Here is a 12,626-nt window from a genome sequence, read left to right on the forward strand (position 1 = left end):
ATAGTTGGGTATTTTTTGTGGAGAAGTTTTAAGCTATGGATTGTAAATTGAATTGAACAATCATATCGTTAAAATCTTCATCACCACCACCTCTGATATCTTCAAAACCAAAGGTATTATCTCCTAAAAGACGAACATGATCTATCCCATCAGAATTAGCACCTAAATATGTAAAGTAAACTGCTGGGTCATTACTTGCATTACCATCAAGAATAGCATCGGGTCTACCATCTACAATTAAGAATGGTACATAAATTGCACCACCTTCTAAAGTGCCAGTGAAAGTTGCTGTTCCTCCATTAGCAACACTCAATCCAAAATTACTTAAATGTTGATTAACAGCGGCTTGGGTATAACCTGCTTGTCCTGGTAAAAGATCAGCTGCACCATCACCATCAACATCAATTCCACCGTTTGCATCAGTGACTTTATAGAAACCGACATAGTTATCAAATGCTGCTTCTCGATAGACTGTAAATTCAGCATTTACTGCACCAACTAAGTCACGTAAATCAATATTTTCACCTTGGGGACGGTCTTGTAACGCAGTACCTAAAGGTAAAGGATTATCTGTGGCTTTAATGTTGACTACTAAATCATTAAAATTCTGAGCATTATCGGCATCATATTCCCAAGCAAGAGAAAAATTATCCTCACTTAATTCTGTAATTCTTAGGGTTGATGAATCTGGGAAAATCACATTATTAAGAGGAGTAGTTCCCGCTTGGAGAGAATCAGTTGAACCATTTCTAACAAGATAGAATCTCAAGTTATCATTGTTATTAAATCCTAATAACTTGTTAACTTCGCTAATATCAAATTCGTTGGGAATTTTAGAAATTGTTGAGAAAATGATTTTACTTCTGGTTAATGCGGCTTCAGTATATCCAGCTTGTCCAGGGTTAATACCATCAATTGCACCCTGTTCATTATCAACGGTAAATACTGCTATTTCATTAACATCATTAGAATCTTTTCCTGTTAGTTTTACTTCCAGTCTAGCTGTAGTATTTTGGCTTTCAATTCTGAAGACATCATCACTAACTTGGACTAATCTGGTGGCTAGAGATTCTCCACCTCCATTATTTTCGCTACCACTACCACTATTATTATTTTGATCATCTTCGTTAATATCATTCACATTAATAGTGAATTGTTTAACCAAAGAAAGTCCACCTGCATCTGTGGTAACAACACTAATGTTGTAACTGGACTTAGTTTCAAAATCGGGAGATTGTTTAATTTTTAAACTTTCACCATCAATAACAAAAGCATCATTATCAGGATAATTTTCATCATTATCTAAGCTATAGGTAAAGCTATCATCGGCATTTGCATCGGTGGTTGTTAATGTACCAATGACTGCATTATCTCCTGCATTTTCATCAACAGCAGTGATACTTAAAGTTAAATCGGTAGGTGCTGTATTTTCATTACCACTATTTTCATCTACATCATTGATATTGATGGTAAATTCCTTCTGATAGGAAAGTCCACCTTGATCTGTGGTTGTGACTCGGATAGTGTAACTGGACTTAGTTTCAAAATCAGGAGATTGTTTAATTTTTAAACTTTCACCTTCAATGATAAAAGCATCATTATCACCAAAACCAGCATCTAAGGTATAGGTAAAATCCTGAACTTTTACATTTGGATCAACTGTAGTGAATTGACCAATAACTGCATTATTTCCTACATTTTCATCAACAGTATTGTTGCTTAAAGTTAAATCTGTAGGTGCATTATTGACACCAAAAATTACATAGCTTTCACCAGCACCAGAGGAAGCAAAGGGAGCGCTAATAATTAGATCAGAAATTCCATCACCATTTACATCTCCTCCACCGCCGACAGAAATACCTAAATTATCACCAGCTAATTTACCATTGATGACAAAGCCGTTAGTACCATCAATATCAGCGAGATTGATAGAAGCAGTCAAGTTACTGTTACCAAATACCACGTAACTTTGACCGGAACTTTGACCATTTGGATCGGCATTATTGGCACTTATTAATAAGTCGTCAATACCATCACCACTGACATCTCCGATACCGCTAACAGAAAATCCAGAATTATCAAATTCGTTAATACCATTGATGATAAAACCGTTATTACCATCAAGTGCAATTTGGGTCAGGTCTAAATTAGTATTGAAGTTACCATTTTTGCCAAAAATGACATAAGTAATACCTGAATTAATTACACCATTAGCATCATCGTCATGAGCGCCAATAATTAAATCATCAATACCATCGTTATTGATATCTCCAGCGCTGCTAACTGAGAAGCCGAATTTAGAATCTCCTACACCGTTAATAATGAAACCGTCATTAATATTGAGGTTATCAATATCAAGACTAGGGCTAAAACTTCCTTCTTTCCCATAAATTATGTATGCTTGACCAGAATTTGTGCCATTGGGAGTAGCTTGAGGAGCGCCAATAATTAAATCATCAATACCATCATTATTGATATCTCCTGCACTACTAACGGATAAACCTGAATAGTCTTCTATCCTGTTACCGTTGATAACAAAGCCGTTGCTACCATCTAAATTGTTGAGGTTAAAGTTGGCATTAAAGTTACTGCTACCAAATACTATATAGGTCTGTCCGGGTTTACCATTATTAGTTGTATAGGCATTAGGAGCGCCAATAACTAGATCATCAAAACCATCATTATTAATGTCTCCTGCATTGCTGACAGAGTAACCTAATAGGTCTTGTGTTGTTAAACCTCTGATGGTAAAACCATTATTACCATTAAGAGTAGATGGATCTATGATGGGTGTGGAACTAAAACTTCTTTTACCAAAGATGATATAGCTAGATCCAATATTTTCTTTGTTATTTCTATCAGCAAAAGGAGCGCCAACAATTAAGTCTTCAATACCATCGCCGTTAACGTCTCCTGCTGCACTTACAGCACGGCCTAATGCTTCACTTTCTGTACTACCAATAATGGTAAAACCATTAATTCCATTCAAGGTAGAAACTTCAATGGTTGTAGGAAAACCTTGGTTACTACCAAATATTATGTAACTAGCTCCAGCATTATTTATGCCATTGGGATTTGTTTGGGGAGCGCCAATTATTAGATCATCAATACCGTCACCGTTAATATCTCCGGCATTATGAACTGAGTAACCTAAATTGTCATCATTGGTATTTCCATTAACAATAATAAAGCCGTTTTCGCCATTCAATGTAGAGGTGTTAAAAAATTTATCAGCCATAGTTTTGTTGTATTTTTTATTGGTTTAATGGTTTTGTTTTGACTTAAAAACTACCAATTTGATGTAGTTTCTATTCAGTGGTTTGTTGATTTTGAAAATGAATCTGCTTCAGAAATTGCTCTGGTATGTAGGTAATTAACCAGAGTTTATAGAAATGGTTGACAGAAGTAATTTAATGTCATTACTCTGTGAATCTGCGTGAAAAAATGGCTCTGGTCTGTAGTTGAGTAGCCAGAGTTGATATAGTTGTCAGCGATCATCAGAAAAAATCAAGGTTAATTTATATGCAAATTGCAACCTAGATTTTATTCAGTCACCCTAACTAAGACTATAGATCACTAAAATCCATGTCTGTTTAGACTTGAGATTTTGCCGATTACACCCGCTGGAAATTACCAAGATTTTGAAGTTTTTACTTATATTCAGGGGTCTAATCTTTCATTTATTTACAAGGTTTTTATTAAACACCCGGAATAAATATAGACTATCTTCTGTAATTTTAATTGTCAAGGCTTGATCTAGGTTATGCAACAAATACAGAAAATGCTGAGTTTACTTTTTATGACCAAGGTCGTTGATTTCCACAAATTTCATGGCTTGAGTGGAAACAAGATGGTAAAATTACGATAATTTATCACATTTTATCTGTTTTCTAGATAATATGCTAATTGAAAAAGCATCACTTTAATTAAGGTATAACAAGTGACTTGTTTAAATAATACAAGTGATTTGTTTGGGAGTGATAAATATAAAAATTTTATTTAGAAAAGGAATTTTTTGCATTTTTAATAATGCTAACATCCGCAATTCATGAATATTACAAAGAAGGCAGGAGTGCGGAGGCAGGGGGCAGGAGGTCATTAGTATCAATTAAAAGTTTAGTTCTGTGTCTAAAGCTGAGTAAAAACTGATAATTATACAGAGACTGCTTGCAGCAAAGTATAAAACGTCCTTGTTTCAATCCCACTTTTTTAAAGGTGGATTCTTCCTGCCTTCTGCCTCCTGAAACAATGTTTGAAATGATATGATGTTCACGTAAACTTTAAAAAGCTGACTGTTGTTATACTCAACACGGTTTAATTATTTGATTCTATAGGTAAGGGTTTAGCACTGCTAAACCCCTACAAATCTAGGTTTTTCGTAATCATGCAAAAGTCTATGTCCCAACCATGTTTAGTATAGCTGATAGCTATTAAATCAGTCCGGCTGATTCATATAGTCTTTTAAACATGGCTTTAATTTTTGTACCATAATCTAAATCTGCTGACCATCTTCCTGATAATTGATCAACTGTGGGAGCAACTCCTCTGGTAACAAATCTAAATCGCGGATCTACTTCTTGTTGTACTAATGGTTCTAAACTAGCGTAGGCTTTTAAATGTTGAATATGCGCTCTGACTCCAATTCTGGCACTAGGAAAAGATGCTGCTTCTGCACCACCACCTATTGCTCCTAAACCTGCAAAGTTATTTTGTTGTGGTCTAATATCTCCACCAAAACGTAAAAATCCAGTTTCTATACACATTTGCGAAAAGGCAAGGTCATAATTTACTCCTTCAAAATTGGCTTCTTCTCGATAAAGTTTGGGAATATCAGGAAACTGGTTGAGGGCATTTTCATTGTTGTTTCGCAAAAATAGTTGTAGTTGCACTTCTGTGGTACTGCCATTGGAAATTATTTGCTCAATATGTCCAGGACAAATGGTTAAAATTGAACGGAGTTTGAGGGTACGTGTGGCACTTTCCCAACCAATGGAAATATTAAAATCTCGTAGTTCAACAGCTTTTATATAAACTATACGACGATAGGTGACACGGTTGACATTAGGCGCTTTTGATAAATCAATCCGCAATCGATCTACTAAGTCAATGGGAATGTAAGAATTACCGTTAATTAATACACCTTGTTCTGGATAATTTTGCCCATTGATGTTAATATTAATTGGTGGATAATTTTGTTCTACAGGAGTTCCAGAATTAGGATCAACTACTCGACTCCATGCTATTAATCCGTCAACAATTCCTAATGCAAAATCACGGCGACGGGTTTGTAATAAATTACGATCATCGGGACTACTGAGAAAACCAACTTGTAGTAATAATGCAGGAAGGCTTGTACGACGACAAAATTGTAAACTACCTAAACCACTATCTGTATCTGGTTTAGCTCCCCGATTAGGTAATTGAGGTACACGGCGTAACAATCCCATCAATAACATTTCTGCGTTTTGTTTACGTTGATCGTTGTTGGCAATGTAGAAAGCACTAGCACCCCTGACCGTAGGATTACTGGCTGCATCAGCAGAAATTTCCAGACCAACATCTATGGAACGAGCGCGAGAGTTAATCCAGTTAATGGTTTCGGCTGCACTTAAATCATCAGGAACGGCTAAAACTTCTATGCTACGCGCCCTGAGTTCTGTCACAATTACATCCCGTAATGAAATCATTTCTTTGGCTTCAGTTGTTCCACCGGCGATCGCACCAGGGTCAATTCCGCCTACTTCCCTACCACCATGTGCGGCTGAAATAAAAATTCTTCCCATGTTCTTAATTTCCCTTGTTAAGCTCTAGCATGAGCAATTTTAGCGGTATTTTTGGATAAATAAAGTTTAGAGACAATAATTATAATAGTTAGCAGCACTTACTATTCCTTAAAAAATGCAAATCCCCCGTATACATCCAGACACAATTGAAGAAGTAAAAAACCGAGCCGATATTGTTGATGTTGTCTCAGATTATGTAGTTTTAAAAAAACGAGGTAAAGATTTTCTGGGTTTATGTCCTTTCCATAGTGAAAAAACACCCAGTTTTACAGTTAGTCCTAGCAAACAAATATATTATTGCTTCGGTTGTCAAGCTGGAGGAAATGCCATTAAGTTTGTCATGGAATTGGATAAACGGCATTTTACAGAAGTTGTTTTAGATTTAGCTAAACGTTATCAAGTACCTATTCAAACTTTAGAACCTGAACAAAGACAAGAATTACAACGTCAGATTTCTTTACGAGATCAATTATATGAAGTTTTAGCTTCCACAGCCCAATTTTACCAACACGCTTTAAGACAAAGTTTAGGTCAAAAAGCGATGAAATATTTACAACAAGAGCGTAAATTAACAACAGAAATAATTCAACAATTTGGTTTAGGTTATGCACCCGCTGGTTGGGAAACTTTGCATCGTTATTTAGTAGAAGATAGACATTATCCAGTGCATTTAGTAGAAAAAGCTGGTTTAATTAAACCGAGAAAAGAAGGTAATGGATATTATGATGTATTTAGAGATCGGTTAATGATTCCCATCCGTGATGTACAAGGTAGAGTTATTGCTTTTGGGGGAAGAACATTAACCGAAGAACAACCAAAATATTTAAATTCACCGGAAACAGAATTATTTATTAAAGGTAAGACTTTATTTGCTTTAGATCAAGCAAAAGATGGTATTTCTAAATTAGATCAAGCTGTGGTTGTGGAGGGATATTTTGATGTAATTACCCTCCATGCAGCGGGAATAAATAATGCTGTTGCTTCTTTAGGTACAGCATTAAGTATAGAACAAGTCAGGTTATTATTACGTTATTCCGATTCCAAACAATTAATCCTTAATTTTGATGCTGATAAAGCTGGTGTAAACGCCGCAGAAAGAGCAATTGGGGAAATTGCTACCTTAGCATATAAAGGAGAAGTACAATTAAAAATTCTCAATTTACCTAATGGAAAAGATGCTGATGAATACTTACAAACTCACACAGTAAAAGATTATCAACAACTATTAGCAAACGCACCGCTTTGGTTAAATTGGCAAATAGAAGAAATTATCAAAGATCGAGATTTAAAACAAGCTACTGATTTTCAAATTGTCACCAAAGAAATAGTCAAACTTTTGCAAAATATAGCTAACAGTGATACACTCAATTATTATATTTCCTACTGTGCAGAAATCTTGAGTTTAGGGGATACGAGATTAATACCATTGAGAGTAGAAAATCTATTAACTCAAATATCACCTCCTCGTGTACCAACCCCAGTACGTCCACGGAAACAGGAGTCAAAAAAACCCCAATTATCTTTAGTTACAACTGAAAGAAGTTTATTAGAACAAGCTGAGGCTTTATTATTACGGATATTTTTACATTGTCCTGAACAACGTCAGGGAATATTTGCAGAATTAGAAGAGAGAAATTTGGAATTTAGTCTTTCCCATCATCGGTTTTTATGGCAACAAAGTTTAGCATTTTCCTTAGAAGAAACTGATTTAATTTCTAAATTACAAAATCGTTATTTAGAATTAGAAGAAGATTTAACAATAATTTCTCATGTATTTCATTTGAATGAAAAAAATCAATTGGAAATCATTAGAACTCCCCAAGTTGTGCAAGCAACCTTAGCTTGTATGGAAAAAGTATTCAGAGAAAAACGCCAGCGTTATTTTATGGAACTATGGGAAAATTTAGATCCGAAAATAGAACCAGAAAAGGAAAGATTATATTATGAAAATGCTATGAATGAGAAAAGGAGAATACAGGAATTAGAAAGACAGAGACAATTTGCAATTACAGAACTATTTTAATGCCAGATTAATTCTACTAAATAACGTTGAAACTCTACTCCGTGACGAGATACAATTTCCGTGTCATAGATATAAAAACCAAATTTCTGAAATAAACCTAAACTAAATTCACTAGCTTCTGCATATAAATGGGGCATTTTTTGATTGTAAGCATATTTTATAATTTCCTCCATTAAAATCGTACCAATACCTTGACGAATTCTATCTTTTCTCACATAAGTTGCTGTTACTCTTCCATTTTCAGCAATACCCGCAAAACCTACAATTTCGGTTTCATCGGTAGCGATAAATGTGGTAGCTTTCAAGATAAATTCTTGAAAAATAGCAGTATCCACCGCAAAACTAGCCCACATTTGGGTTTGTTCTGGGGAATATTTTTGAGGGGCAATTTCTAAAACAGTAGTTTGATAAAGTTCTGCTAGTGCAGGAACATCAGATGCTTCAGCAATACGAATATTTAGATTCATAAATTTAAATTTTCTAGCCTAAATTAATATTGGGTAAAATTGATTTAGATAACATTCCATGTACTCCTTTATGGGGACTATTTACAACTTGGGTAATGTGGAAATTAACTGCTAAACTACATAAAACATAAGCGTCTTCTGGGGATAATTTAGCAAAACTTTGTAGAAAATAAATCATATTTTTTAAAGCCAATTCTAAAGCTTCATCTAAAGTTTCTGCAAAACCCATTGTCATAAAATCTGTAGGAGTTTCTGCTATAGGATTTTTTAGTTGTAAATCTTTATGCAGGATAAGTTTGATTCTGCCATTCATTGATGTTTCAATTGCAGTGACATTAACTTCTCCATCTCCCTGTGCAGAATGGCCATCACCAATTGAAAATAATCCTCCAGGGACAAATACTGGTAAAAATAACTTTGAACCGGCTTGTAATTGCCGATTATCAATATTACCTCCATAAGCACCAGGGGGAATAGAATTACGGGCATTTTCTGGGGTAGCAACTCCTAAAATACCAAAAAAAGGTGTGAGGGGAATTTTGATATTAGTACCTAGAGGAAATGCTGCAAAATTATTTTCTAAGTCGAGATAAATAAATCTTAATGCAGGTTGAGTAAACTGCTGTGGTAATGCTCCCCAACCTGGACGAATAGCATTAAAACCAATAGGTAAACGGGGAGAAATTGACTCTAATTGTACTTCTAAAACATCCCCTGGTTGAGCATCTCTAATATAAATTGGCCCAGTCAGTAAATGAGGCCCTGTAGATACTTTCCGTTCCGGTGGCAAATTTTGACAGATATCAATAAATTCTGGTGTTAAAAATGCTGCTGGTGCTTTGTCATAAACGTAATAACCAGTGTATGTTTCTATATCTATGGTGTCATAAGAATCTATAAATAGTGCTGGTTTCAGTAAATCAGAAAACCCACCTAAATGTACAGTTTCTTTGGTAGCTTTTAAAATGTGATGAGTCATTATGGGGATTTAGCATATTTGTGTAGTGACAAAATCAATTACTTCTGTTAAACCAGTTTTAGTTTTTAAATTTGTAAATACAAAGGGTTTATGACCACGCATTTTTTTTGCATCTCTTTCCATCACTTGTAAATCTGCACCAACATGGGGAGCAAGGTCAGTTTTATTAATTACTAATAAATCAGATTTAGTAATACCTGGTCCACCTTTGCGGGGAATTTTATCCCCAGCAGCTACATCTATCACATAGATGGTTAAATCTACTAATTCAGGACTAAAAGTAGCAGCTAAGTTATCTCCACCACTTTCTAAAAAAACTAAATCTAAATCTGTGAATTTTTCTTCTAATTGTTCAATTGCTGCTAAATTTATAGAAGCATCTTCTCTGATAGCTGTATGGGGACATCCTCCTGTTTCTACTCCTAAAATGCGATCGCTATCCAAAGCTTGAGAACGGACTAAAAATTGTGCATCTTCTTGAGTGTAAATATCATTGGTAACAACTGCTAATTTATATTTTTCTCGCAGTGCTTTACATAAAGCATCAACTAATGCGGTTTTTCCTGAACCTACGGGGCCAGCTACTCCTACTCGATAAGCATTCATAATATTATTAGTTAGTTATTTTAACTTCTAAATAATCTTGTATATTGGGTTTCATGCTGCATACTTGCTAAGGATAATCCCCAGCTACAACAAGCTAGATTATCATCTTCTAGGGTGAGAATTTCTGACATTGTTACATTTAATAATGTTTGTAAATTTAATAATAATTTTTGTCCGGCGGTTTGACCAAGGGGAATAAGTTTAACACCAGCAGTAATTAAATTATTTGTCCAACTATGAAGATAAGCTAATAGTGCTGCATGATGATTAATTTGCCAATGAGCGCAAGCAATTCCAAAGGCGATCGCATAATTACAGGGATAACCTACAGCAGTAGCTAATGGTAAAGTTTCTGGTGCAAGTTTGGTTAATAATTGAATTAGCGATCGCCCCATTTGCCAACTAGCAGCGCGTAATTCCTCTGTATCTCTCGCCGCAGACAACCATAAATTCCATTTTTTTAACCTTTCTAAATCACCAATTTTAGCAGCTTCTAAACTTCTCATCATTACTGCTCCATCTATCCGAATTGAGCCATATTTCAACTCAGATTCTAACCATTCTTGTAGACTAATAACATTATTAATTCTACCGCTTTCTACTAACGTTTCTAAACCTTCAGAATAGCTGTAAGCACCCACAGGTAAAGCTGAACTAGCTAATTGTAAAATAGATAAAAAATGATTATTGGTGAGAGTGATGGTTTCCATAAGCTCCTAATTCTGGCTGAAAAGGTAAAACCTCCGCTTGTATTTCTAAACCCAAATTTTCTAACATTTTTTGTAAAACTGCATCGGGAGACAAGCGTAAATAATTCGGTGTAATTTCCACAGGTACATGACGATTTCCCAAATGGTAAGCTGCTTTTAATAACAGTAAAGGTGTTTGGGCGATCGCAGTTAAAACAGGTTCAGGTTTAGCAATAATTTTGACAGAAATGTCTTGATTTTCATCTATCAAAATATCACCATCATGTAAAACTGTACCTCTAGGTAAACGCAAAAATACATCCTGATTATTATCCAAGGTAAATTTGTAACGGCTGCGAGTGCGTTCTTCAGCGGTGAGTGGTAGAGTTGAATTTACCACATAATCAATATCAGGAGGCTTGAATTTTGTGAAAGTTAGCATTAAAAAAAATCATAGCTATCTTAGTAAATTTTAAGTCATAACGGGACAAGAAAAACACCCATAAATAAAAAATCCCCCATTAAAAAATAGAGGATGTATAATTGTTATTTAAAACAACGGCTCATACAGGCATTAATTAACTATGAAGCTAATATTTCACCAGTTGAAGAAGTGATAAATAACTCTTCATAATCATGAGTAAAGTAGCCATGAAATTTTTTAAACTTCTCAGGAGTAACAGCATTTTGTAAAACAGCAAAAACAGCCCTAACGTGCATTGCAGTTATAGTTGGTGCGATATTTTCCTTTTGACTGGTACGTTCAATAAATTCTTGCAGATGAAAAGATTCATGGGTTGCTGTATCTTGTTTTAGCAAACACTCACCGAGTTCAGGGGGAATTTCTTTTACTAATTCTTGTAATTCATCCCCAGGAATAAGTTCTTTAAGAGTTGCTAATGTCGCACGAGTTGCATTTTCAGCTTCTTCGCGGGAATTTGATTGCGCTAAACTTTCTACATGGGTAATAAACTCTGTATATTTCAATTTTAAACCTCCCTAATTATACTTCAAAAATTAATAATATAGATAAACACAGAGTAAACACTATGCCTGTTACTCTGCGCTTTTTGGTTTGGAAACTGGCGCATCTGCGCCCCCACATCCTTACGCCCTTTGCCTCTCATTACTTAATTTATATTTCTTGATATCACCACTCATCTGTCTGACGACTGGTTTGATATTCCTTATTTTTTAATAGGTATATTGATTTTCCTCTGTCTTTAGTAATTGCCTATTTATTGATACTAATTAAGGCTTACTAGAATTAAATTACAGAACTATTACTATTGCTGAGTTTGGGCAATTACCACTTAACCTAATTAAGAAATTACAAGATATAAAGCCCAGGAAATTACATACTAGAATTTAGTTTTTTTAGCTTGCTAGTGAATACTTATATGTTTTGTTACCTCTCTCCACTATAGCTGGATCACTTTAAATTCGGTTTTCAGGTGGTTTTAATAACAAATTAATCTCAGGATTTTGATGAAATAGTATTAGTTGATAAATGAAGGGTGAAACCCCCCATCCTATAAATATTCATGTTGCATGGTAAACTTAGAAATAGGTTCTTAATCTATAGATACCTAACCTTAAAAGTCAATGAAACCAATGAATAGCAATAGTGAGGGGTGACACCCATCACTTGCCTAATAACAGTTTGTTTGTAGTTGGCAGCAATTTTTATCAGTTGTATTAGCAGAAAGCCTTATCTATCAATGTAAACAATGGACAAGCAAAAAATTTCAGAAAAATGCCAATTTGGCAACCACAAGCTAGGTAAGCAAGTTAAATTAAATTAGACAAACGAAAGCAAGGCAGTTGCTGAGAAATAAAACAAATTAGCTGCTGATTCTTGTGGAGTTTGTTGGACAACTAAATAAAATGATCATTTGCTGCAATAGGAATACTCACTGAGTAGAAGCATAACCGTTAAACTGCAAATTACCCCCCTAATTTAACGATTGTGTCTTGAGTTTATTCCCGAATCGCTTCAGCAGCAAATAGTAGAGTGGGAGTGAAAGGCGCTTGATAATGCCTCCTCCCACTCTCTTTTTTTGGGTATTTATTCAATGT

At 34.9% G+C, this 12,626-nt stretch carries 9 protein-coding genes; 1 reads left to right on the forward strand and 8 read right to left on the reverse strand.

All coding sequences use genetic code 11. The features are described from left to right. Nucleotides 1-28: 28 nt before the first annotated feature. Nucleotides 29-3,238: a DUF4114 domain-containing protein gene (locus WJM97_RS21230; RefSeq protein WP_353930743.1), complete on the reverse strand. Its 3,210-nt coding sequence runs from the start codon at nucleotides 3,236-3,238 to the stop codon at nucleotides 29-31. Nucleotides 3,239-4,430: 1,192 nt separating this feature from the next. Continuing rightward, nucleotides 4,431-5,783, reverse strand: a complete 1,353-nt coding sequence (locus tag WJM97_RS21235; RefSeq protein WP_353930744.1) for an N-acetylmuramoyl-L-alanine amidase — start codon at nucleotides 5,781-5,783, stop codon at nucleotides 4,431-4,433. Between the two features lie 115 nt (nucleotides 5,784-5,898). On the opposite strand from WJM97_RS21235, the gene dnaG reads away from it, so the two are divergent. After that, nucleotides 5,899-7,806: a DNA primase gene (gene dnaG / locus WJM97_RS21240; RefSeq protein WP_353930745.1), complete on the forward strand. Its 1,908-nt coding sequence runs from the start codon at nucleotides 5,899-5,901 to the stop codon at nucleotides 7,804-7,806. Here dnaG and WJM97_RS21245 read toward each other — a convergent pair. The 6 genes from WJM97_RS21245 to WJM97_RS21270 all read right to left on the reverse strand — a co-directional run bounded on the left by WJM97_RS21245 (nucleotide 7,803) and on the right by WJM97_RS21270 (nucleotide 11,534). Continuing rightward, the gene (locus WJM97_RS21245) at nucleotides 7,803-8,273 is read right to left on the reverse strand and encodes a GNAT family N-acetyltransferase (RefSeq protein ID WP_353930746.1); all 471 of its coding nucleotides are present in this window, start codon (nucleotides 8,271-8,273) and stop codon (nucleotides 7,803-7,805) included. The genes dnaG and WJM97_RS21245 overlap by 4 nt on opposite strands. Nucleotides 8,274-8,286: 13 nt before the next feature. Further along, a complete protein-coding gene (locus tag WJM97_RS21250; RefSeq protein WP_353930747.1) occupies nucleotides 8,287-9,252 on the reverse strand; it encodes an acetamidase/formamidase family protein in 966 nt (321 codons plus the stop codon). Between the two features lie 9 nt (nucleotides 9,253-9,261). Further along, nucleotides 9,262-9,858, reverse strand: a complete 597-nt coding sequence (gene ureG, locus WJM97_RS21255) for an urease accessory protein UreG (RefSeq protein WP_353930748.1) — start codon at nucleotides 9,856-9,858, stop codon at nucleotides 9,262-9,264. Between the two features lie 20 nt (nucleotides 9,859-9,878). Next, the gene (locus WJM97_RS21260; RefSeq protein WP_353930749.1) at nucleotides 9,879-10,568 is read right to left on the reverse strand and encodes an urease accessory protein UreF; all 690 of its coding nucleotides are present in this window, start codon (nucleotides 10,566-10,568) and stop codon (nucleotides 9,879-9,881) included. After that, nucleotides 10,543-10,989, reverse strand: coding sequence for an urease accessory protein UreE (gene ureE / locus WJM97_RS21265; RefSeq protein ID WP_353930750.1), 447 nt, complete (start codon nucleotides 10,987-10,989; stop codon nucleotides 10,543-10,545). Before ureE ends, WJM97_RS21260 begins: the two co-directional genes overlap by 26 nt. Before the next feature lie 140 nt (nucleotides 10,990-11,129). Continuing rightward, on the reverse strand, nucleotides 11,130-11,534 hold the full coding sequence (locus WJM97_RS21270; RefSeq protein WP_353930751.1) for a DUF2267 domain-containing protein: 405 nt from the start codon (nucleotides 11,532-11,534) through the stop codon (nucleotides 11,130-11,132). Nucleotides 11,535-12,626: the final 1,092 nt, after the last annotated feature.

It is taken from the genome of Okeanomitos corallinicola TIOX110 (genome assembly GCF_038050375.1).
Taxonomy (GTDB): Bacteria; Cyanobacteriota; Cyanobacteriia; order Cyanobacteriales; family Nostocaceae; genus Okeanomitos; species Okeanomitos corallinicola.